Annotated in this window: 24 protein-coding genes; 19 read left to right on the top strand and 5 right to left on the bottom strand. The window is 36.6% G+C overall.

The annotated features are described in order from the left end of the window. The first annotated feature begins 52 nt into the window (after positions 1-52). The 4 genes from CQ046_RS12515 to CQ046_RS12530 all read left to right on the top strand — a co-directional run bounded on the left by CQ046_RS12515 (position 53) and on the right by CQ046_RS12530 (position 3,883). Positions 53-418 (top strand): DUF1304 domain-containing protein, encoded by a 366-nt coding sequence (locus CQ046_RS12515; RefSeq protein ID WP_105702565.1) that lies wholly within the window; start codon positions 53-55, stop codon positions 416-418. 529 nt (positions 419-947) lie between these two features. Continuing rightward, positions 948-2,198 carry a glycine betaine/L-proline ABC transporter ATP-binding protein gene (locus CQ046_RS12520; protein WP_105702566.1) on the top strand — a complete coding sequence of 417 codons (1,251 nt, stop codon included), beginning with the start codon at positions 948-950 and terminating at the stop codon, positions 2,196-2,198. Between the two features lies 1 nt (position 2,199). Continuing rightward, positions 2,200-3,027: an ABC transporter permease gene (locus CQ046_RS12525; RefSeq protein ID WP_105702567.1), complete on the top strand. Its 828-nt coding sequence runs from the start codon at positions 2,200-2,202 to the stop codon at positions 3,025-3,027. Between the two features lies 1 nt (position 3,028). Continuing rightward, the gene (locus CQ046_RS12530) at positions 3,029-3,883 is read left to right on the top strand and encodes a glycine betaine ABC transporter substrate-binding protein (RefSeq protein ID WP_105702568.1); all 855 of its coding nucleotides are present in this window, start codon (positions 3,029-3,031) and stop codon (positions 3,881-3,883) included. A gap of 58 nt (positions 3,884-3,941) precedes the next feature. Here CQ046_RS12530 and CQ046_RS12535 read toward each other — a convergent pair whose 3' ends face one another. Continuing rightward, positions 3,942-4,331 carry a winged helix-turn-helix transcriptional regulator gene (locus CQ046_RS12535; protein WP_105702650.1) on the bottom strand — a complete coding sequence of 130 codons (390 nt, stop codon included), beginning with the start codon at positions 4,329-4,331 and terminating at the stop codon, positions 3,942-3,944. A 92-nt stretch (positions 4,332-4,423) separates the two neighbouring features. On the opposite strand from CQ046_RS12535, the gene CQ046_RS12540 reads away from it, so the two are divergent. Together CQ046_RS12540 and CQ046_RS12545 are read left to right on the top strand one after the other, a co-directional pair. Further along, the gene (locus CQ046_RS12540) at positions 4,424-5,413 is read left to right on the top strand and encodes an NADP-dependent oxidoreductase (protein ID WP_105702569.1); all 990 of its coding nucleotides are present in this window, start codon (positions 4,424-4,426) and stop codon (positions 5,411-5,413) included. 3 nt (positions 5,414-5,416) lie between these two features. Continuing rightward, a complete protein-coding gene (locus CQ046_RS12545; protein WP_105702570.1) occupies positions 5,417-5,887 on the top strand; it encodes a cupin domain-containing protein in 471 nt (156 codons plus the stop codon). 173 nt (positions 5,888-6,060) lie between these two features. Here CQ046_RS12545 and CQ046_RS12550 read toward each other — a convergent pair whose 3' ends face one another. Continuing rightward, a complete protein-coding gene (locus CQ046_RS12550) occupies positions 6,061-6,522 on the bottom strand; it encodes a thioredoxin family protein (RefSeq protein WP_105702571.1) in 462 nt (153 codons plus the stop codon). Continuing rightward, the gene (locus CQ046_RS12555) at positions 6,519-8,588 is read right to left on the bottom strand and encodes a TonB-dependent receptor plug domain-containing protein (RefSeq protein WP_105702572.1); all 2,070 of its coding nucleotides are present in this window, start codon (positions 8,586-8,588) and stop codon (positions 6,519-6,521) included. The genes CQ046_RS12550 and CQ046_RS12555 overlap by 4 nt, the downstream gene beginning before the upstream one ends. 123 nt (positions 8,589-8,711) lie before the next feature. On the opposite strand from CQ046_RS12555, the gene CQ046_RS12560 reads away from it, so the two are divergent. From CQ046_RS12560 to CQ046_RS12595, 9 genes are all read left to right on the top strand, one after another. Next, a complete protein-coding gene (locus CQ046_RS12560) occupies positions 8,712-9,863 on the top strand; it encodes a homogentisate 1,2-dioxygenase (protein WP_105702573.1) in 1,152 nt (383 codons plus the stop codon). A 171-nt stretch (positions 9,864-10,034) separates the two neighbouring features. Further along, positions 10,035-11,546 (top strand): succinate CoA transferase, encoded by a 1,512-nt coding sequence (locus CQ046_RS12565; protein WP_105702574.1) that lies wholly within the window; start codon positions 10,035-10,037, stop codon positions 11,544-11,546. 180 nt (positions 11,547-11,726) lie between these two features. Next, a complete protein-coding gene (locus CQ046_RS23570; protein WP_410493686.1) occupies positions 11,727-11,912 on the top strand; it encodes a bacteriocin-like protein in 186 nt (61 codons plus the stop codon). Between the two features lie 466 nt (positions 11,913-12,378). Continuing rightward, positions 12,379-13,653: an acetyl-CoA hydrolase/transferase family protein gene (locus CQ046_RS12570; RefSeq protein WP_105702575.1), complete on the top strand. Its 1,275-nt coding sequence runs from the start codon at positions 12,379-12,381 to the stop codon at positions 13,651-13,653. 138 nt (positions 13,654-13,791) lie between these two features. Next, complete coding sequence (locus tag CQ046_RS12575; RefSeq protein WP_105702576.1) at positions 13,792-14,583, top strand: hypothetical protein; 792 nt, start codon at positions 13,792-13,794, stop codon at positions 14,581-14,583. 237 nt (positions 14,584-14,820) lie between these two features. Next, positions 14,821-15,951, top strand: a complete 1,131-nt coding sequence (gene hppD / locus CQ046_RS12580) for a 4-hydroxyphenylpyruvate dioxygenase (RefSeq protein WP_105702577.1) — start codon at positions 14,821-14,823, stop codon at positions 15,949-15,951. A 71-nt stretch (positions 15,952-16,022) separates the two neighbouring features. Continuing rightward, positions 16,023-16,487: a hypothetical protein gene (locus tag CQ046_RS12585; RefSeq protein WP_105702651.1), complete on the top strand. Its 465-nt coding sequence runs from the start codon at positions 16,023-16,025 to the stop codon at positions 16,485-16,487. Between the two features lie 53 nt (positions 16,488-16,540). Continuing rightward, positions 16,541-17,788: a fumarylacetoacetase gene (gene fahA, locus CQ046_RS12590; protein WP_105702578.1), complete on the top strand. Its 1,248-nt coding sequence runs from the start codon at positions 16,541-16,543 to the stop codon at positions 17,786-17,788. A 164-nt stretch (positions 17,789-17,952) separates the two neighbouring features. Further along, positions 17,953-18,777 (top strand): flavin reductase family protein, encoded by an 825-nt coding sequence (locus tag CQ046_RS12595; protein ID WP_105702579.1) that lies wholly within the window; start codon positions 17,953-17,955, stop codon positions 18,775-18,777. A gap of 193 nt (positions 18,778-18,970) precedes the next feature. On the opposite strand, the gene CQ046_RS12600 is transcribed toward CQ046_RS12595, so the two are convergent. Further along, a complete protein-coding gene (locus tag CQ046_RS12600; RefSeq protein WP_105702580.1) occupies positions 18,971-19,480 on the bottom strand; it encodes a hypothetical protein in 510 nt (169 codons plus the stop codon). Between the two features lie 48 nt (positions 19,481-19,528). Continuing rightward, positions 19,529-20,371, bottom strand: coding sequence for an alpha/beta hydrolase family protein (locus CQ046_RS12605; RefSeq protein WP_105702581.1), 843 nt, complete (start codon positions 20,369-20,371; stop codon positions 19,529-19,531). Positions 20,372-20,431: 60 nt separating this feature from the next. Between CQ046_RS12605 and CQ046_RS12610 the strand changes: the two genes are divergently transcribed. From CQ046_RS12610 to CQ046_RS12625, 4 genes are read left to right on the top strand one after another with little or no spacing between them, the layout of a single operon-like run. Continuing rightward, positions 20,432-21,688, top strand: a complete 1,257-nt coding sequence (locus CQ046_RS12610) for a T9SS type A sorting domain-containing protein (protein WP_105702582.1) — start codon at positions 20,432-20,434, stop codon at positions 21,686-21,688. Positions 21,689-21,703: 15 nt separating this feature from the next. Further along, positions 21,704-22,477: a HipA family kinase gene (locus CQ046_RS12615; protein WP_105702583.1), complete on the top strand. Its 774-nt coding sequence runs from the start codon at positions 21,704-21,706 to the stop codon at positions 22,475-22,477. Continuing rightward, positions 22,464-22,847 (top strand): DUF3037 domain-containing protein, encoded by a 384-nt coding sequence (locus CQ046_RS12620; RefSeq protein WP_105702584.1) that lies wholly within the window; start codon positions 22,464-22,466, stop codon positions 22,845-22,847. Before CQ046_RS12615 ends, CQ046_RS12620 begins: the two co-directional genes overlap by 14 nt. 21 nt (positions 22,848-22,868) lie before the next feature. Continuing rightward, positions 22,869-23,906 carry an alpha/beta hydrolase gene (locus CQ046_RS12625; RefSeq protein ID WP_105702585.1) on the top strand — a complete coding sequence of 346 codons (1,038 nt, stop codon included), beginning with the start codon at positions 22,869-22,871 and terminating at the stop codon, positions 23,904-23,906. The last annotated feature ends 148 nt before the right edge of the window (positions 23,907-24,054 follow it).

A 24,054-nucleotide genomic window follows, 5' to 3' on the forward strand; every position in this document is an offset into this window, starting at 1 on the left:
TACTCAAACTTAACTTTATTTTTTTAGTTTTACAATGAGAAAATATTGAATCATGGAAATCGTTGCTAAAATTCTGATCGCTGTTGTTGCACTGGAACACCTTTATATTCTTTGGATGGAAATGTTTGCATGGGAAACCAAAGGTAAGGAAGTTTTTAAAGCTGCTCTGCCTGCAGAAATGTTTAAACCAACGAAAGGACTCGCTGCCAATCAGGGACTTTACAATGGTTTTCTGGCTGCCGGACTAATCTGGTCTTTTTTGATTGAAGATCCTCAATGGCAGACCAATGTAGCATTATTCTTTTTAGGGTGTGTAGCCGTTGCCGGAATCTATGGTGCAATTTCTGCTGCTAAAAAAATATTTTTCGTTCAGGCATTACCCGCTATCCTTGCCATTCTTGCCGTTTTATTGAAATAATCTTACAGGTTATCTTTTAAAATAATTACCATATTCATCTTCTCTTAACTTGAATGATAAGAGAAAAAATTCCTGTGAAATTTTCCCTCCATAACAATATTGAAAATCAACACCTTACACACGCAAAAATCCATTTAATATAAAATTCGTAAATTTGCACCGTCATAAAAAATTGATATACAGTTTTTTGATGCTGGCAAGCATTTTGATCAAATGTAGCCATTCAAGTTGTTCAGTACACATATCTGTAATTACCTCATCAGTAATTTAATTGTAGAATCTATGTAAAAGATCGGTTTCTTTTTACATGATACACTCTTCTTCTAGAGTATAATCTATTGAAATATTTAAAATAAACATAAGGCCACAAGGTCTTTATGCTGTTATTTTTTTGTTTAAAGCTTTTATCATTAAAGGCTTAGCAAATTATTTTATCCTATCGTCATCAGCAGAACAACGAAAGCTAAACGTATATAATGAATTGGTGTACAATTTTTTATATCATTTATTAATTTGAAAAATTCTGAATATGGAAAAAAATGAAAACACTAGAAAAGTAAAACTTAAAGTGGAAGACCTGACCATCATCTTTGGTAAAAACAAAGAAAAAGCTCAGGAACTTCTGGACAAAGGTTTTTCCAAAAAGGAAATTCTTGAAAAAACAGGCTGTACCATAGGGATCAACAAAGCCAGTTTTGAAATCTATGAAGGAGAATTCTTTGTGATCATGGGATTGTCAGGAAGTGGAAAATCCACTTTACTGCGCTGTCTTAACAGGCTAAATGAGCCCACTTCCGGAAAAGTATACATCAATGACGATGATATTACCGGGAAAAACAACAAAGAACTACTGGAAGTAAGAAGAACGGAAATGAGTATGGTATTTCAGAAATTTGGACTGCTCCCCCATCATACAATTCTCGACAACGCAGGTTTCGGACTTGAAATCAGAGGTGAAGACAAAGCTTCCCGTGATCAAAAAGCACAGAAAGCATTGGATATTGTAGGATTAAATGGTTTTGAGAATCAGTATCCTTCCCAGCTTTCAGGAGGAATGCAGCAGAGAGTAGGATTGGCAAGAGCTCTGGCTAACGATCCTGAAGTGTTGCTTATGGATGAAGCCTTCTCCGCACTGGATCCTTTGATAAAATCTGAAATGCAGGATCAGATGCTTGAACTACAGAATACATTACAAAAAACCATTGTCTTTATTACGCATGATTTGGATGAAGCCATTAAAATCGGAGACCGTATCGTCATTATGAAAGATGGGGTGATAGAACAAATAGGAACAGCGGAAGATATTTTAACCAATCCTGCCAGCGACTATGTGAAAGCGTTTGTTGAGAAAGTAGACCGTAAAACGATTATTACCGCAAGATCTTTAATGTTTGATAAAGCTACAGTAGTACGTTTCAGAAAAGACGGTCCTGAAGGCGCTTTAAGAAAAATGAGAGCTACAGGTCTGGAAAACTTACCTGTTGTGGATTTTCAAAATAAATTTCTTGGTTTTGTAACCCTTAACGATGTTGTACGCATCGCCAAAAAGAAAGAACCTACGGTAGAATCAATCATCAACAGCAATGTTCCTTCAGTTTATCCTGAAGTGACTGTAGAAGAAATGCTGCCATTGATCTCCGAAAATAAATCGTCCATCGCTGTGGTAGATGAAAACAATAAATTCTTAGGTCTTATTACCCAATTATCACTCATCATAGAAGCCACCAAGTTTAACGAAGAAGAGATCATAGAATTAAAAGAAATCGCAAACAATCAATAAGATGAATAAAACTATAGATATAGGCCAATATGTAGAAACTGCAATCAATTGGCTCACAGAAAACGGAAAGCCTGTATTTGATGTTATAAAACATCTGGGAAATTCCTCCATTATGGGGATTGAATGGGTTTTAACAAACACTCCTTTTTATGTAATCATTCTCTTTTTTACGCTGCTGGCATTATGGAAAGCCGGGAAAGGCATCGCTGTAGTAACAGCAGCCGGATTAAGTTTAATATTTTTAATGGGACTTTGGAAAGAAACCATGGAAACACTGGCACTTATCTTTGTGTCCACCATTACGGCTCTTATTCTTTCTATTCCTTTGGGAATTTTAGCGGCTAAAAGCACAATAGCAGACAAAATTATTCGTCCTTTACTGGATTTGATGCAGACCATGCCCGCATTTGTCTATCTGATTCCGGCTGTACTGTTTTTCAGTATCGGTAAAGTACCCGGAGCTTTTGCGACCATCATTTTTGCGATGCCGCCCGCGGTTCGATTAACAACTTTGGGAATTGAAGCCGTTCCGAAAGATATTGTAGAAGCAGCCAGAGCTTTCGGAGCGACCAACCGTCAGATTTTGTTCAAAGTAGAGCTTCCTTTAGCGATGAAAACGATTTTAACAGGGATCAATCAAACCATATTATTATCATTATCCATGGTCGTTATTGCAGGAATGATTGCTGCAGGAGGTTTGGGAGAGAAAGTATTGGAAGGAATTAATAATCTGGATATCGGATTAGGATTTGAAAGTGGTTTATCCGTAGTGATTTTAGCCATTATCCTCGATCGTATTACCCAGGGATTTGTAAAGAAAAAGCAATAAAATGAAACAATTTAAATATCTGTTTTTACCCGTTTTAATGTTAATATTTACAGCATTAAGTTCGTGTGAAAACATAAAAAACTCCAAATATATTACCATAGGAATGGTAGACGGGTGGGCAGAAGATGTGGCGATGACCCATATTGCGAAAGCCATTCTTGACAAACAAGGTTATCATGTAATTATTCAAAAAGCCTCTACAGATATGATTATGGCTTCAATGAATAATGAAGATACAGACCTTTTCATGGGAGTCTGGCTTCCTTACACCCATGCTAAAAAGCTGGCTAAGTTTCCGGGACTGACTCATCTTGGAACCAATTACGACAACGGCCGTATCGGATTAGTTGTGCCGGAATACGTTCCTGTTAATTCCATTGAAGAGCTCAATCAGCATAAAGATCAATTCAATCATAGAATCATTGGGATTGAAAAAGGAGCCGGATTAACCACTGGAACAGATAAAGCGATTGTTGATTATAAGCTGGATTTTCAGCAGATCAACTCTTCTACCATTGCCATGATCACCGAATTACAGAATGCCATACAACGTAAAGAATGGATTATAGTAACCGGATGGCAGCCCCACTGGATGTTTGGTAAAATGAAGCTTAAGTTTCTTGATGATCCCAAAAAGATATATGGTGAAGCAGAGCAGATTAAAACCTATTCCAGAAAAAGCTTTGCAAAAGATCATCCAGAGCTGGCCAAATTCTTTTCAAAACTTCATTTTGATGATAAAAATATGTCTGATCTTTTAATGAAAATGGAACAGAGTAAAAATAAAGAAGCCACCGCTAAAGAATGGGTGGAAGATCACGCTGAGCTGATACAATCGTGGTTAGATAAAAATTAATAAACAATTTGGTATTATTTAAAATCCTCAACTCTAAATGAGTCTGAGGATTTTTTATCTATACATCAGAAGAACTCATTGATTCTTTGATTTTCTCACGATGAATGAGCCCCCAATTCACCAATGTTTCCGTCACGGGAAATACAGATTTCCCATATTCCGTCACCGCATACGTTACCGTAATCGGTTTTGTATCCTGGATAGTTCTCGTGATCAGGAGATTGGTTTCCAGCTCTTTTAATTCTTTGCTCAGCATTTTTGCAGAGATTCCTTCAATACTGCGTTCCAGCTTTTTAAAATGAATCATCTGATCCGGTCTGTTCGTCAGATACCGTAAAATCATCAGTTTCCATTTTCCTCCCAATACATCCAGACTGTCGCGCATTGCGAATAACTCTTCTGTACAGCTGGCTTCTCTTTCGATACCGTTTTCAATGATTTTTGCCATAATAGTTTCATGAAGGTAACTAGTTACCATTGGTTAACTAGTAGCAAATATAAACTATTCCCTTTTTACATTTGTGTATCAAATTAACAATAATGAAAGCAATTATTTTAAATAAAAATGGAAAGCTGGAAGATGGATTTGCCAAACAGCCTCAGCCCAAAAGCAATGAAGTTTTAATCCAGATTAAAGCAAGCGGTTTCAATCCTATCGACTATCAGATGCTGGAAAATGAATTGGAACGAAAACTGATCAGTTCCCCAATATTAGGAAGAGAATTATCAGGAATTGTAGTGGATAAAGGTTCCGAAGTTACAGCATTTAATATTGGAGATGAAGTCTACTGTGGAAGCGGCTCTATGGGAAGCAACGGTACTTACGCTGAATATATTGCCATTCCTGAAGCCATTGTTTCCTTTAAACCTAAAAATATTTCATTTGAACAGGCAGCTTCTATTCCTTCGGCTGGACTTACTTCTTTACAAATCTTTAACCGTTTGAAACTTAACCCCGAAAATACAGTTCTGGTAACGGGAGCAACCGGAGGTGTGGGTTCATTTCTGATTAAACTTTTACTCTCCCATGGTATCCAAAAAATCACAGCCACAGTGGGTAGTGAAGAAAACAGACAGATTCTCCTCAATATGGGACTCAAAAAGCATCAGATCATTAATTACAGGGAAGAGAATCTTATTCAAAATATTGTAAAAGCCAATAATGATCAGCCTTTTGAATTTGGAATTGACTTGGTGGGAAACTCCATGTCAGAAATTACGGCAGAAGTTTTGAAAATTAACGGAACGTATGTAGATGTGACGGCTTTGGTTACAAAAGATGCTCACGAAATCCTCTTCAATAAAGGGACATTGATTATGAACATCTCCAATTATACTTACGGAATGGTTAAAAAATATGAGTATTATAAAAACAGTTTACTTGAAATAAAGAGACTTATTGAAAATGAAACGATTTCTCCTCCTCAGTATAAAATCGTTGGAAATCTTTCTTTAGAAACGGTTCTGCAGGCACATTCTATTCTAAAAAATAATCAGACCCAAGGTCATAAACTGATCATGAAACATTAATCTATGAACAAAATACCAAGACGAATCGTAACAGGAACGAAAGACGGAAAATCTACTATTATAGAAGACCAACAGGTAGAAAATGCTGTGGAACATTTTCCGGGACTGATCATTTCAGATGTATGGAATACCCAGACAATGCCGGCCAACCTGGACTTTGAAACCCAAATTCCCAATACCGGATTTCCGCAAACGCCTAAGAACGGCACTTACTTCCGATATGTAGTAGTTCCTCCTGATAAGGGTTTAGGAGTAGAATGGAAAAAGAATGAACCTCATCCGATGATGCATCAAACTTCCACACTGGATTATATCATTATTCTTTCCGGTGAGCTTTACCTCATCATGGAAGAAGGGGAAACACTTCTGAAACCGGGCGACATCGTCATTCAAAGAGGAACAAATCACGCATGGAGCAACCGTTCTGACGAGCCTTGTATTCAACTGGCAGTGCTGATTGATGCAGATATTTAAATTTACACGGCTATATAGGATTTTACACCATTGTCATTCTAACGAAGGAAGAATCTCATGTAAAGCTTAGATTCTTCATTTCACTGCGTTACATTCAGAATGACAGTCATAATAACAAGATAGCAGGATTAATGTGAAATTGTATATAATTGTCTAAATTTAAATATCACACATTACAAAGCAGAAATCTCCAACAGCTTCTGCTTCATTTTTTCAGGCGTCATCTGCCCTTCCTGATAATACACCAGATTCTGATGCTTATCCAGAAATACCCATAAAGGATAAACCGGCTGATTTTTATTCTTAGATAAAGCCAGCGCCAACTCATGAATTCCGGAATTTCCATTCTGCAGATATTCAAACTCCTGATTCTGGAAATGAATTTTCTCCTTCGTCTTTTCCGCCTCGAAATTGACAAAATAAAAATGATCATTGATCATATCAACCAGCTCTTTATCTTTACTCAAGCGAAAAGATTCAATTTTACAAACAGCACACCAATCGGTGTAAAGATGAATAACAACCGGCTTCGGATTTTCTTTCTGCTGAACCTCAAGATCAGAAAAAGTGCCTGTCTTCATCTGAGACAGATAAAAACAGGGCACTAACATTAAAAATAAAGCTATTTTTTTCATTTTAAAGTATATTTTACTCCCAGAAATCCTCTGATTCCCTGCATCGGTGCATAGCCGTATGCCGTATCAAAAGTATAATGATTAGGATTGTTGATAGGATCATCAACATGCTTATCAAATGGGTCAAATGGTCTCATCAAGGGATCTTTAGGTCTGAAATTGAATAAATTTTTCATTCCGCAATACACTTCAAATCCGGATTTGAAACTCTTGGACACCTGAATATTAGCCAAAGAATAAAAGGGTGAATATTCAGGGCGGTAGTCGTTCACTAAAACAGGAAGTCGCATTGATCCGTAGAACTGTCCTGTAAAATCGATGGTCAGGTTATTCTCGAACTTATACGTCAGGTTATAAGTACCACTCCACTTCGGGGCATGCAGCTGTTGTGTTTTTTGATTTTCGTTATCGAATTTCTGGTATACGTCCAGATAAGTCACTCCCAGATTAACACTCAAAGGAAACTGAAAACTAAAATCGACATTCAGGGAAGCTCCTCTTGAAATTCCATATCCGTGGAGATTATCATAAATAATTTTATTAGGATCAGAATCAAAGTCCCCTACAATTTTATTACTGAAATAAGTATAGAAAGCAGAAGCATCAAGGTTCACCATTCGGTTACCTACAGGGATTTTCCAGATATAATTCAGGTTTCCGTTGATGGATCTTTCCGGTTTCAAGTCTGATTTCACTACAACTTCCCTTGAACCCGTCAATGCTGCATGATCTTCTGTAAATAAATTAACCACTCTGAATCCTGTTCCAAAGTTGAAACGTAAAGTGTGATACGGATTAGGGTTGAATTTCCATGCAAACCTCGGTGAGTGTACGGAATGATGTACTTTATCATAATCATATCGGTATCCAAGCAATAAGGTATTTTTATCATTGATTTCCCATTGATCCTGAATAAAGGCTCCCCAGATAGGAGACTTCATCGGGGCATTGGTGATACCGTCTGAAGCTAATGTTCCTGGTGTATTGTCATCGTAAAAAGTTCTTTTGAAAGTAAGTCCGGCAATAATATCATGTTTCCCGAAGCTTCTATCCCAATACGTCTGCACAAAAGCTACTTTTTGTGTAGCATTGAACGGATTGGATCCATAAAAAGAATTCTGGTCGTGATAATTATAAGAAAACTGAGTCACAATATGTTCTTTCATCGGCCATTCATATAAACCGAAAACCTCTGCTCTATTTGTATAAATACTTTCTCCGTACACCTCATCACTGCCACGGAAAGATTTATTCCATTGCATTTCTCCCCCAAAACGGTCTTCATACAGATACCTCAAAGCAAAACTTGCCTGTCTGTTTTCTTTTCTCTTAAAATTCCACTTGTTAAATACGGAAATTCTGCTTTGTAAAGTGGTATCCGTGAAATTATCTTTATTCTGATCTATTCTTTGCTGAAAACTAAAATAATTTAAACTTAATAATGAAGCTGCATTCTTTCCTACATTGAATTTGGTGGAAAGATCCAGATTATTTTCAAACCAGCTTGTTGTCATCAGGTCAACACTTAATTTAGGAGCGGTCAGTGCATTTTTGGTGATAATATTAATCACTCCTCCCATCGCTTCAGAACCATAAATAGATGATGCAGGACCTTTCACAACCTCTATTCTGTCAACCAGACTATTTGGAATTCCGCTCAATCCATATACTGTGGAAAGTGAACTTACGATCGGCATTCCGTCAATCAGAATCATGGTGTAAGGTCCCTCTAATCCGTTGATGTGGATATCCCCTGTATTACAAACAGAACAGTTCAGCTGAGGTTTTACCCCATTCACCATCGCAATGGCTTCAAAAATACTGGGAGTAGGATTTTTCTGAAAAAATTTCTGACTGTAGATCTCTACTGCTACAGGACTTTTAGACCTGCTCATCGGTTTTATGGTACCGGTAACCACTACATCTTCAATGTTACTTGTCTTGATTTCCCTCTTTGTAACTCTCGCAGAATCCAGATTTTTAGTCTGTTGTAAACTCAAACTATCGGTCTCCTGCGCAAAACAATAGGTTGATAAAAAAGTAATAGAAAATAATATTCGTTTCATGAAATTAAAATTGTTAGACAAATCTAACAATTATTTTTCAAATACAAAACTTAATGCAAAAAATATAGGTTGAGCCAATTCATGAAAAATGATTAAATTTGAGAAACTACATATGAAAGTAAAATGAGATATCATCACTTGGGAAATATCCCACCAAAAAGGCATACGATCTTTAAGTCTCCGGAAGATAAATTTTACTATGAACAGCTTTTCGGTACAGAAGGCTTCCATGGTATTTCTTCTTTGTTATATCATATCCACCGCCCTACGCAGATCAAATCTATCGGTGAGCCGAAAGATGTCACTCCAAAAATTGCTGTGGAAAAAAATGTTGCTCCAAGAATGTTTAAGGGAATGAACGTCACTCCTGAAGATGACTTTATGGACAGCCGAAAGATCCTTTTGATGAATAACGACCTGAAAATGGGATTGGCAAAGCCAAGAAAATCGATGGATTACTTTTACAAAAATGCAGAATGTGATGAGCTTTTGTATGTTCATAACGGAACCGGAATTTTGAAAACATTTGTAGGTGATCTTGAATTCGTAACCGGAGATTATCTTATTATTCCGAGAGGAACCATTTATCAGGTGGAATTGAAGTCTGATGATACAGTTTTTTTTGTATTAGAAAGCCACTCTCCTATTTATACTCCGAAAAGATACAGAAATGAATTCGGGCAGCTATTGGAACATTCTCCATTCTGTGAAAGAGATATGATTGCTCCTACTTACAGAGAACCCATCGATGAAAAAGGAGAATTCCTAATCAAAGTAAAAAAAGAAAACCAGATTACAGATTTCATCTACGCTACACACCCGTTTGATGTGGCAGGCTGGGACGGTTATTTTTATCCTTATAAATTCAATATTAAAAACTTCGAACCGATTACCGGAAGAATTCATCAACCGCCACCGGTTCACCAGAATTTTGAAGGACATAATTTCGTAGTGTGCTCATTCTGTGCAAGAATGTATGATTATCATCCACAGGCTATTCCTGCACCTTACAACCACTCTAATATTGATTCTGATGAGGTATTATTCTATACAGAAGGTGATTTCATGAGCCGTAATCACATTGATTTAATGGACTTTACCCTTCACCCAGGAGGCATTGTACACGGACCTCACCCTGGTGCCATGGAAAGAAGTATCGGTAAAAAATTCACGGAAGAATATGCCGTAATGGTAGACCCTTTCCGTCCTTTAAAAATTACAGAAGAAGCTTTAAAAGTAGAAGATCCTTCTTATAAAACTTCATGGCTGGAATAAAACAGTAAAATTATCAAGAAAGTACTACTGAATACATACAAAAGACGCTTTAAATCCTTTATTTAAAGCGTCTTTTTTCGTAAATTTGTGAGGTATGGTTAACATATTAACCATCATTATTTTTCATAACGCATCCTAAGTAATGGTGGTTTAAAACAAAATCAATATTACATGTTAGAAAGAATCAGATTAGAAAGTCTACACGAAAAAGTTACTACAGCTGAAAATGCAGTAAAAATCATTAAAGACGGTATGACCATCGGGTCCAGCGGCTTTACAAAAGCAGGTGACAGCAAAGCCATTTTGCCGGCACTTGCAGAAAGAGGAAAAACAGAAAACCTGAAAGTCACTTTGATGACCGGAGCTTCATTGGGTCACGGTACCGACGGAAAACTGGCAGAGACCAATGTTTTGAAGAAAAGAATGCCATTTCAGGTAGATCCTATCTTAAGAAACAAGATCAATAACGGTGAAATTCTCTTCATCGATCAACATTTAAGCGAAAGTGCCGAACTTCTTCACACTAAAAATCTTCAAAGCATAGACGTAGCCATTATCGAAGCTGCTTATATTGAAAGAGACGGAAGCATTGTTCCTACTACTTCTGTAGGAAATTCAGTGACTTTTGCGGCTTTGGCTAAAAAAGTGATTATTGAGATCAATACCGAAGTTCCTGAAGAAGTCTACGGAATTCATGATATCTACCAGGCTGAAGATTATCCTTATAGAAATGTTATCCCAATTGTAGCTCCATGGAACAAAATCGGGAGAAAAAGCATTCCTGTAGATCCTGAAAAAATTGAAGCCATTGTTTTCACCAACCGTAAAGACAGCCCGGCCGATATTGCAGAGCCAGATGAAAAAACAACAGCTATCGCCAAGCACCTTCTTGCCTTCTTTGAGAATGAAGTTCTTTTAGGTCGTCTTACCGACAGATTACTTCCTCTTCAGGCAGGTATTGGTAAAGTTGCCAATGCTGTTTTGACAGGATTCAAAGACAGTAATTTTTATGACCTGACGATGTTTTCTGAAGTACTGCAGGACAGCACATTTGATCTGATAGATTCCGGTAAGCTAAGCTTTGCTTCTGCATCTTCCATTACCGTTTCTCAGGAATGTTATGAAAGAGTTTTAGGAAATCTGTCAAAATATAAAGACAAGTTCGTTTTAAGACCTCAGAATATTTCCAATACTCCGGGGTTGATCAGAAGGTTAGGAGTAATTGCCATCAATACAGCTATTGAATTTGATATCTATGGAAACGTAAACTCTACCCATATTGGAGGTACAAAAATCATGAACGGAATCGGAGGTTCCGGAGACTTCGCAAGAAATGCCTATTTAAGTATTTTCGTAACTCAGGCAGCTTCAAAAGGCAACAATATTTCCCATGTTCTTCCAATGGTTTCCCATACCGATCATACAGAACATGATGTAGATATTCTGGTAACAGATGTTGGATTGGCTGACTTAAGAGGATTGGCTCCAAGAGAAAGGGCACAGAAAATCATCGACAATTGTGTTCACCCGGATTATAAGGAAGAATTACAATCTTACTTCGACAGAGCTTGTGAAAAGGGAGGCCATACTCCCCATTTACTTCAGGAAGCGTTCAGTTGGCATTTACGATTTGCAGAAACCGGGAGTATGAAGCAGAAAACAACCGCAGAAATTTCTAATTAATCTGGAATTCAGTTTAAGAAAAACCTAAAATAATTGACCGTCATTTGCTTTTTTAAAGTTTAATGACGGTTTTTTTGGAATAAATTATATATTTCGGAATTAATTTTTAAATTTAAAAGATTTTAAAAGCGTACTCCGAAAAGCTATATGAGTAGGAAAAACTAAAAACAATAATAACTTATGAAAAATCTTAAAAAAATGAAGAGAAACGAGCTAAAAAATGTAAAAGGAGGTGATAATCCGACACGTATTGTTTGTGTTCAACTTATGAATCAATTTGTAGAAGCATTTCCTGAAGATTTTTGCTATAATCCGGAAAATTCGAGTCATACAGTATGTGTATGCAAAAGACTGTATGGTTTATAATATGATAATACAAGGACAATCATCGGTCTAAGTTTATTAAAACTATGGCATACGATGAGTTCTGCTTTATATAATTATCAATAAGCAAAGTTTAAAAATAATTGACCGTCATTTACTTTCTTTAAGTTAAATGACGGTTTTTTTTGGAAACAAATATTCGATCAGACTTCCCAAAATATTCACTGTAAATTGTTGACGTTTCGATGTTGTATCTTCTATCTAACAATGATTTTTCCAAGCTCAGGCTAATTAAGAACCCTACATCAATAAGGCAAAAACCATTGAATTCCAACACATTAAACCCTTCTTATTTATTCCTAAATTGTTTCCCACAACATGACAAAAGTCTGCATAATATCCTCAAAATATTTATATGAATATAAAATTATAAAGATTATCTTTGAGAGAATAGAAGCATTTTATAAGCTGTATCAATACGCTAGACACCTTTAAAAAAAGACAAAATATGAATAATTACATCAGTGCAGAAGAAGCAATATATACCATAAAAAGCGGAAACCGTGTATTTTTCCATGGGAGTGCATGCACTCCCAATTATTTGATTGATGAGCTGGCAAGACAGTCTGGCCGGTTACAAAATGTTGAAATGGTTTCTATTACCCAGCAGGGAAATGTAGAGATTGCAAAACCGGAATATAAAGACAGTTTTTTCATCAATTCTTTATTTGTTTCCACACCTGTGCGTGATGCTGTGAATTCTGAACGCGGAGACTTTGTTCCCGTTTTCTTAAGCGAAATTCCTATTCTATTCAGAAAAAACATTCTCCCTCTTGATGTAGCCATTGTCACAGTTTCCCCTCCGGACAAACATGGTTTCTGTACATTGGGAACCTCTGTAGACATCGCAAGAGCTGCTGTAGATACGACGAAAATCATCGTTGCCATTGTTAATCCGAGAATGCCGAGAACCCATGGGGACGGAATGATCCACATCAGCAGAATCCATAAACTGGTTTGGCATGAAGAAGAACTTCCTACCGTAGATTATGGTTCAAAAGTAGGCCCCGAAGAAATGCTTGTAGGAAAAAATGTGGCAGAACTTATTGAAGACAAATCTACTCTTCAGATGGGTATCGGAACGATTCCGGATGCAGTGCTGAAATGCCTTACCAATCACAAGGATCTGGGAATCCACACAGAGATGCTGAGTGACGGTGTTATTGATCTGATTCAGGATGATGTGATCAACAACAAATACAAGGGCTATAATGATAACAAAACCATTACCAGTTTCTGTTTCGGAACCCGAAAACTTTATGATTATGTAGATGACAATACCGTATTTGCGTTCAGAGACGTAAGTGAAGTCAATTTCCCGATCAACATCATGAGAAACAAAAAAATGGTAGCCATCAATTCTGCCATTGAAATAGATCTTACAGGGCAGGTATGTGCAGATTCTATAGGAACCATGCAATACAGCGGAATCGGAGGACAAATGGACTTTATGCGTGGTGCTGCTTTAAGTGATGATGGAAAACCTATCATAGCCATTACCGCAAGAACAAAAAAAGGAATTTCCAGAATTGTACCTTTTCTTAAACAGGGTGCCGGGGTAGTCACCACAAGAGGCCATATTCATTATGTAGTTACAGAGTACGGAACAGCTTATCTATATGGTAAAAACCTCCGCCAGAGAGCACAGGAACTCATCAGTATTGCCCATCCGGATGACAGAGAAATGTTGGAAAGAGCTGCCTTTGAAAGGTTTAAACACTGATAATCAAACCACAAAGATTTCAAAAACTATTCTTCACCTGAAAAATAAAACAAATTTTGAATTTAACATCACAAAATCGTACGAAAATATTAATATTTTGGCAGTATATTTGATAAAACTCATTCAAAAACAAGGAAATTGAAAACTATATATAATTCGATACGAGAGGAGGTTGTAAAGCATTCCAAGGTAAGAAATTCTGTTTTGGGGAATGTGAGTGAATGGAAGAGAAGCCATTATATTATTCTTTCCGAAATCATCAAAGACGAACTCTCTGAAGCTGAAGAACTAAAAGGTGGTAAAAAATTTGAAATCGGAAATACCATTTCCCATGTTACCCTTCAGCGTTTTTTTGAAAATGATTATCAGGATAAAACCCACAGTGATCTCAGATTTTTAAAAACGTTGGATAAGATTTGTATCTTCCTGGGCTATAAAGACCTTAACGATTATATCCTTACGGTAAGATACAGGAAAGAAGACGAAGAAGAAATCGATGATCAATCCTATCTTACGCAGATGGTTTATGATTACTGTGCATCCGCTTTTGAGTTTTATAAACTGTTCCCTATTCACAATACTGAACTGCTAAAAGATTTGGTATTCGCCGATTCACCTTTCCTGGAAAGAGCATCTCAATTCAGTAAGGAACTGTGCGACAAGGATTTTCACCTGGTTACCAAAAACAACAGATCCAACTACGAAGTATTTGATATTCATATTGTTACTGACGAACCAGACAAAAAAATATTAGAATCTCAGGAATTCTGGAATCTTCTGTTTAAAGTGGGAGAAACCGGAGAAGAGCATTTTGTGAATCAATTGAGCACTCAGATCTATTTTATCCGAAAAATAAATGATACATGGAAGATATGGGATAACTATAATCCCGATGCAGGAATGCTCAACAAAAGAATTGAAACAGTCTGAAAATTAAGAAAGCCGTAGAGAATCTCTACGGCTTTCATGTTTCGAAATATTTTTTCACTTGTCTTTTGTATAACAAATGTAGGTAGCCAATTTTAAACTTAAGAAACTTAAATATACTTAAGTAAACTCTTCTTTAACTTTATGTTAAATATATTCAATGAATCCGTGGTAATATTTTCGCGATATCTAAGAATTTTGTAATTTGCATACCAATAAAATAAAAGTAAAAGAGAAAATATGTCAACACTTACATTTGCCGAGAAAATAGCTCAAGCAGAAAATTTCTTACCGATTAATGGTACAGATTATATTGAGTTTTATGTAGGAAATGCAAAACAGGCTGCCCATTATTACAAAACCGCTTTCGGTTTTCAGTCTGTAGCTTATGCCGGTCCTGAAACAGGAGTAAGAGACCGTGCATCTTATGTGCTTCAACAGGGAAAAATCAGATTGGTATTAACTACCGGATTAAAATCTGACTCACCTGTAAGCGAGCACGTAAAAAAACATGGTGACGGAGTAAAAATTTTGGCACTTTGGGTAGATGACGCTTATGCAGCTTTCGAAGAAACAACCAAAAGAGGTGGAAAACCTTATTTAGAGCCGGTAACGTTAACTGATGAGCAGGGTGAGGTAAGAATGTCCGGAATCTATACGTATGGAGAAACCGTTCACATGTTTGTTGAAAGAAAAAATTATAACGGAGCATTTATGCCTGGTTATGAAAAGTGGGAAAGTGATTATAAGCCTGAAGAAGCAGGTTTATTGTATGTAGACCACTGTGTAGGAAATGTTGATTGGAACAGAATGATCCCAACCGTAGAATGGTATGAAAAAGTAATGGGATTTGTAAACATTCTTTCTTTTGATGACAAGCAGATCAACACAGAATATTCTGCATTGATGTCTAAAGTAATGTCAAACGGAAACGGATTTGCAAAATTCCCTATCAATGAACCTGCAGAAGGTAAAAAGAAATCTCAGGTAGAAGAATATCTTGATTTCTATGAAGGTGAAGGTGTACAGCACATTGCTGTAGCAACGAAAGATATTATCCACACCGTAACTGAATTGAAGAAGCGTGGTGTAGAATTCCTTTCTGCTCCACCAGAGGCTTATTACGATATGGTTCCTGAAAGAGTAGGTCATATTGATGAAGATCTTAAAAAACTTCAGGATTTAGGTATACTTATTGATCATGATGAAGAAGGATACTTATTACAGATCTTTACGAAGCCTGTAGAAGACCGTCCTACTCTATTCTTCGAAATCATTGAAAGACACGGTGCCCAGAGTTTTGGTGCCGGAAATTTCAAAGCCCTATTCGAAGCATTAGAGAGAGAGCAGGAAAGAAGAGGTAATCTTTAATTTTACATTAAAAAATATAAGTTTTGTCAGGATACAGTATTCTGGCAAAACTTTTTTATAAAACACAGTATATGAGAAAATTTTTGATCGGGATTTTTCTTTTGGGAACATTGGGGCTTAAAGCTCAATACGGTTCTCTGAATGAAATCCTTAACAGACTTGAACAAAGAAAAGGCATCAATCAGCATCTTGAAAATGTAAATATTGACAACAAAAAGTTCGTTTTCATCAAAGATGAAGCCGATCATACAGAAAGAGACTTTATTATTATCAAAGGAAATAATGCCACGTATGTAGAAGTCTTTGATGATAAAGCCACAGGAGAAAGCAGCTCTAATGTTTTTACAGGTGATATCATCAGGAAAAAAAATATTATTTCTTTAAGAGCAGACCTGCTTGAAAATAAAAAAATCCCAATGCCTGTTACTAAAACTTTATTGTTGACCCAGCAGGACAATATTCTGTACCTCATTGATGTCAATACAAGAGACAGATGGATAGATGAAGGATCTTACTCAACAAAAAAGGCAAAATAAATTTTCCGGGGAAATGCTCTGGATGATATGTAATCTAACTAAAATCTAAACTTATGAAATCATTTGTAGACTATTCCTCAAATTCGGATTTTTCTATACACAATATTCCTTTTGGAGTCGCAGTTTTTAACAAAGAATATATCGGATGCTGTACAAGAATCGGAGATCAGGTAATTGATCTTGCTACATTGTACGATCTGGGTTATTTTGAAGATATTGAAGGATTAGACGACAATGTTTTTGAAGCCTATACCATCAATGAATTTATTGAACTTGGTAAACCTGTTACCAATGCGGTTCGTGCCAAAATTCAAACCCTTTTACAGGAAGGATCGATTTTGTCAAAAGATCAGAAAACCATTGAAGAAGCCTTCTACGATTTGGATAAAGTAAAAATGATGATGCCTGTTCACATTCCAAACTATACTGATTTCTATAGCAGCATTGAACATGCTACCAACGTAGGAAAAATGTTCCGTGACCCGGCAAACGCTTTATTACCCAACTGGAAACATTTACCGGTAGGTTATCATGGAAGAGCATCTTCTATCGTAATTTCAGGAACAGATATCAACCGTCCGAAAGGCCAGACAAAACCTGCAGATGCAGACAAACCGCTTTTTGGCCCATCTAAACAGCTGGATTTCGAATTGGAAATGGGTTTCATCATCAATAAGAATACAGAAATGGGAGAAAGCATCTCTACCAAAGACGCTGAAGATGCCATCTTCGGAATGGTAGTTTTCAATGACTGGTCTGCAAGAGATATTCAAGCATGGGAATATGTTCCGCTAGGGCCATTCCTTGCAAAAAACTTCGGTTCTTCTATTTCTCCATGGGTAGTTACGCTTGAAGCTTTGGAGCCATTCAGAACAGCTTCTCCAGCTCAGGATCCTGAAGTGTTAGATTATTTAAAATTCGAAGGTGATAAAAACTACGATATCAACCTTGAAGTATATATCCAGCCTGAAAACGGAGATCAAAATCTGATCTGCGAAAGCAACTACAAGCACATGTACTGGAATATGACTCAGCAGCTGGCACACCATACCGTAAACGGATGTAACGTAGAAGTTGGTGATCTATACGCCAGCGGAACCATTTCAGGAAGTGATCCAAAATCTTTCGGATCTATGCTCGAATTGACATGGAGAGGACAAAATCCTTTATCATTAAGCAACGGAGAAGAAAGAAAATTCATTGAAGATAATGACACGGTTACCATGAAAGCATGGGCTGAAAAAGACGGTGTAAGAGTAGGTTTCGGTGAAGTTTCCGGTAAAATTATCCCGACTCTCTAATATAAAAATTAATCATTAAATGCTTCGACCCTGCTCAGCATGACATTGCTAGAAATATGCTGTAAAAACAGTTAGTATTAGAAGTGTCATGCTGAGCGGATTCGAAGCATCTTTTTTAATATCATTTGAATACTTAAGTTGCATTAAGTATTAAAAGTAAAAATATGAAAACAGTAATCCCCTCCGAGATAACCTCCGTACAACTGCAGACCATTATGCAGACAGCCGTTTCACCACGTCCTATTGCATTGGCATCTACGGTAGATAAAGACGGCAATAATAATTTATCTCCATTCAGTTTTTTTAATATGTTCAGTACTGTTCCTCCCATTTTGATCTTTTCACCCTCAAGAAGAGTTCGGGACAATACTACAAAACATACGCTGGAAAATGTTCTTGAAGTACCGGAAGTGGTAATCGGAACTGTAAATTTTCCGATTGTACAGCAGATTTCTTTAGCTTCTACAGAATATGAAACCGGAGTCAATGAGTTTATCAAATCCGGTCTTACGATGAAAGATGCAGATCTTGTACAGCCCAAACTGATTGAAGAATGCCCTGTCAACTTTGAATGTAAAGTTCTGGAAGTAAAATCATTAGGAGATCAGGGCGGTGCAGGAAATCTTGTGATTTGTGAAGTTCAAAAAATCCATATCAGAGAAGAATATCTGAACGAAGCAGGGAATCTGGATCAGAAAAAACTGGATATGGTAGCCCGTTTAGGCAGCAACTGGTACTCCAGAAGCAATGAGAACAGTCTTTTTGAAGTACCGAAACCTTTGGTAACCAAAGGAATTGGTTTCGATCAGCTGCCTGATTCAATAAAATACAGCAAAGTATTTACAGGAAATGATCTTGGAATGCTTGCCAATACAGAAGTATTACCTGTAGGTGATTTCCACGCTGATGAAAATATTCATCTTGATGCCCAGAAACTGCTTCTGGAAAGCAAAGTTGAGGAAGCGTGGGTTTTACTCACTATTCAATAAAAAAGCGGCCTGAAATTTCAGGCTGTTTTTTTATTTACGATGGAAGTTAGAAGCTGGATCTAGGAAGTTCATAAACTTTTCTGAATAACTTTTGTCCAAAAGAAGAACCTTTTGGAAAACAGTTCTATTTTGATTTCAATAGATATAGAATACCGTCAATAACTTCCCAGCATCCAGCTTCTAGCATCCTTTCTTATTTCGCTTTCAATGATTCTGAAACCGTAATTTTTCCTTTTTCAGCAAATTCTGTTGCTTTCCCATTTTTATCAATAGAAACATTCAGATTATCATTCTTAGCATCATAGAAAATACTGGTAGCATATCCTGGGCAGTCATGTTGCTTACAGCCTGTCAATTTATAGATTCCGTTTTCTGATGTGATAGGACTTTCTACATTAAAATTCTTCACCATCTCATCATACTGAGATCCGGCCAGTTTTTTCAACCTTTCTGTGATGCTTTTGTCTTCAAAAAATTTAATATCATGAGGATATTTACCCACATTTTTGGTGATAATATTCTGCGATCCCGAAGCAGAAGGTGGTAGTGATGCAATAGAATCGCTTTTTGGAGCAGATACGGAATCTTTAGGTGTTACCGTAGCCAATGTATCACTGCTTACAGAAGATTCTGTCTTGGCTTCTTTTTTACAGGAAACAACAAATAATGAAAGCGCGAATGCGCCTGCAATAATTTTTTTCATAATTATACTTTATGGTGGTTAATTTATAATAACGCAGTTTTGAACGTTTTATTTCAATTTTTCTTTTATAAAATCAATACATTTTTCAGTTACGCTATATAAATCTTGTGGTAAATCAGAATCTGTCCATGGCTCTTTCGCTCCGAAAGTATGATTGGCATTTTCGATCAGAAACAATTCAGAATTCGGATGAAGAAGATGAAGATGCTCCGCCTGTTTCACTTCTACTGCTTCGTCCTCCGTTCCATGAACAATCAGCATATAAGCTTTGGCCATTTCAGCAGCTCTTTCTACATCAAAACGGTGAATATCCTTCTCATAATCTTCATAAAACTGATAATAGTGAGGCATTTCCTGTTTGGTACGGCCATTCAGTGCATAGTACACTCCATTATTCTTCCACTTCTCAAAAGCATCTCCTTTGGGGAAACGGTCTAAAGTATCTACACTTGCCAATGTAATTAAACCGTTGATTCTTTCATCTTCGGAAGTTTTAATAATAGAAATCCCACCTCCTCTGCTATGTCCTATCAGAACAATTCTTTCATTATCCACATGTGGATCTTTACTAAAATGATCGATCACCACTCCAAGATCAGAAAGCTCTTTAGAATAATTATTATTGCCAAAAGCTTCGAGATCCGCGAAGTTATAAGGATCTTCTACCGTTGTTCCATTATGTGAAAAATTAAACTTCACAAAGAAAAATCCTGCTTCCGCAAACTTTTCTGCCATCAGATTCCAGGCACCCCAGTCTTTATAGCCTTTATATCCGTGAACAAATATAATCAGCGGAAGTTTTTTTTCTGTATCAGGATAAAAAACATCAGCTAAAAATTTTTTTGTTTCTTTATTCTCTAAACCGACTTTCTTTTTAAAAACAATATTCATAAAACAAATTCGTTATAATCAACACACCCACACATATAAAGTTAATATAATTATAAATATATGAAAAAAATTACATTTCTTTTATTCCTGATTATTTTTCATTTTACATATAGCCAGACAAACAAACGTGTTTTATTTATTGGAAACAGCTATACTTATGTTAATGATTTACCAGGTTTGATCAAGAAGGTTGCCACCTCTAATGGAGATGTTTTAGAATATCAAAGTCAGACACTAGGAGGTTCCACACTGCAAAACCATGCTAATAATCCGGACGTTGCTACAGCGATCAATCAGGGAAACTGGGATTATGTCGTATTACAGGAACAGAGCCAGCTTCCGTCATTTCCGGATTCCCAGGTTCAAAATCAGATATACCCTTATGCACTTCAGCTTTCAAATTTGATCAAAACATCAAATCCCTGTGGAAATATTATCTTTTATATGACCTGGGGACGTAAAAATGGAGATGCAGGTAACTGTCCCAATATACCGGCAACCTGTACTTACCAAAGCATGGATCACCAAATCTATAGCCGATATATGGAAATGGCAGCTACCAATGAAGGCATTGTTTCGCCTGTAGGTAAAGTGTGGAGAACAATCAGGGAGCAAAACCCAGCTATTGAATTGTATGATCAGGACGAATCGCATCCAAGCTATATTGGATCTATGGCTGCTGCATATACATTTTACACTATTTTATTTAAGAAAGATCCTACATTGATCCCTTTTAATGGGAATCTTAGTCCGGCGCAGGCTCAGTTGATCAAGGAAATCGTTAAAACAGAGGTTTATAATCAGCCTGCTAAGTGGTTTGTAACCAGTAATGATGTTCACAGCAGATTCACCTATCATGTTACCGGGACCGGAACAGTTCAGTTTATGAATACTACACAAAATGCAGGCTCTTATTCATGGGATTTTGGTGATGGTTCAGTTTCTACTATAGAAAACCCTATACACACATATAATACAGGAGGAAGTTATAATGTTAAACTGACAACAAATGCCTGTGGAACAATTACTACCAAAACAAAGTTGGTTGTCATAAGCACATTAAATACAGCAGAAACTGCTATTGATAATCTGACTCAAATTTATCCTAACCCTACTCAAGATCATATTAACATTATTTCTAAAAAGAGAGTTGAAGTAATTTCACTTAAAGATGCTTCTGGAAGAATAGTTCAATATCATTTGAATAAAACAGATTCAGGATATATTCTACCACTTCAGCATTTGAGCAGTGGAGTTTATTTTCTACAATATAAAGCAGGTGAAAAGGAATCCACTAAAAAGATTATAAAAAAATAACCTTATTTTTGCTTCATGCAGAATTTAAGAACTGTAACCGTGATGCGTTACATTCTGCCTCTGAGAGAAGGAGGATCTCTACCGGCTCTGGCAGAAGCTGATGATGATTTCAAATATGTATTAAAATTCCGTGGTGCAGGCCATGGAGTAAAAATGCTGATCTCCGAACTTTTGGGCGGAAAGATTACCGAAGCGTTGGGGCTTAAAATTCCTGAACTGGTTTTTATCAATCTTGATGCCGATTTTGGGAGAACGGAAGCCGATGAGGAAATACAGGATCTTCTGAAGCATTCTGAAGGCCTGAATCTTGGGTTACATTATCTTTCCGGCTCCATTACCTATGATCCGGGAGTACGTGTGGATCCGCTTTTAGCTTCAAAAATAGTATGGCTGGATGCATTCATCACCAATATTGACCGTACTTTTAAAAATACCAATATGCTGATGTGGCATAAAGAACTTTGGATCATAGATAATGGTGCTTCGTTCTATTTTCACCATTCATGGCAGAATTTTGATGCGGCAGCCAAAACACCTTTCAAATATGTGAAAGATCATGTGCTGCTTCCTAAAGCAAAAATGCTTGACGAGGCTGACAAGTTTGCCCATGAAATACTGAATGAAACTCTTTTCAGAGAAATTGTTAACACAATTCCTGAAGACTGGTTACAGTGGAATGATGCTGATGAAACCCCAGATGAAATCCGTGAAATCTATTTTCAGTTTATGAAAACCAGATTAGAAAATTCTCAAATCTTTGTAAACGAAGCGAAAAATGCAAGAGGATAAAATATATGAATACGCGGTAATACGCCTGGTACCTAAGGTTGAAAGAGAAGAATTTTTCAATATCGGACTGGTGATGTTTTCTAAAAAAGAAAAATTCATCAGAGTGGAATTCTATTTGTGTCCGGACAAATTTAAGCTAATGCACAGCAAGCTGGATTATGATGATGTTATTCACAATCTGGAAAGCTTTCAGAAGATAGCGAACGGTGCTAAAGACGGCGGCCCTATTGCCTTTCTGGATGTTCCGGAACGCTTCCGATGGCTGACAGCTGTGAGAAGTTCTGTTGTACAGACTTCCAGACCTCATCCGGGGAAATCCAAAGACCTGAACGCTACTTTTGGTAAGCTTTTTGAGGAGTTAGTAAAGTAACATTTTCTTAAAAAATTTATTATGAATTTATCAACACACAACATATCAATCTACAGGTTTTTCACAAACCTGTTTTTTATTTTAATAATAAGTTTTTCTAATTTATTTTTTTCACAGAATTTTTCGCAGGTACAGACTAAGGCTCCTCTTGTAAAAAGTACATTACTTCCGGAAATAGCCCATCTGTCTGAGGACATTGTATACAAAACCAACAGAAAAGGAAATGCTGTAAAACTGGATGTTTTTACTCCTAAAAATGCTCCTTCAGGCCAGTTGTTACCTGTATTAATCTATGTTCATGGAGGCGGATGGATAGAAGGTGATAAAGTGATCCACTCGGATAATTATGTAGAAACTACCATTGCCAAACTGATGGCAAAACAATATGCCGTAATCAGTATTAATTATACGCTTCTGAATGACAGCACTCATTTTCCACTGCCTTTGGAAGACACCAAAGATGCGGTAAGATGGGTAAGAAAAAATGCAGTACGATATCATTTTGACACCAATAATATTGGATTGTTCGGGGCTTCAGCCGGAGCCCACCTTTCCCTGATGGCAGCATATACTTCGGACAATGCTTATCTGGGCAATCCGGAACTTTCCTCTTATTCTGCTAAGGTAAATTATGTAATTGATCATTATGGCCCTGCAGACCTCAACAAACTTTTCCACACAAAACTAGGCACGATTCCGGTAGCTCTGGTTGGGTTAATGTCTAAAAAAATTGTCGGTTTACAGGAAAATCTTGTTAAAGGAATTTCTGGGTATAATATTAGAAAAGATCAGGACAGTGCTATTGATTATCTTAAAACCATATCTCCCGTTAATTTCGTTTCGGGAGGAGTCCCTACTTTAATTGTTCAGGGGAATAATGATAAAATAGTTCCTTTGAACCAGTCTAAAAAGCTTCACAGAAAATTAAACAGAGCCAAAATTCAAAACTCTCTGATTATTGTAGAAGGCGGAGTACATGGTTTTGGAACCACTGATAAAACTTATCTGGATCAGATGACAGATCAGATGGTAGAGTTCATTATTTCACAAAAGAAATAATATACATTTACTTATTCAAAAAAATACAAAACATTATAAATCAATATAATAAATAACATATTAACAACAAATTTGCTAGATTGATATACATATTGATATTTTTTCATTGAGAATTAATTACCTTGGCTATTGTTTAAATTATTTATAA

Source organism: Chryseobacterium sp. MYb7, assembly GCF_002979455.1.
GTDB lineage: Bacteria > Bacteroidota > Bacteroidia > Flavobacteriales > Weeksellaceae > Chryseobacterium.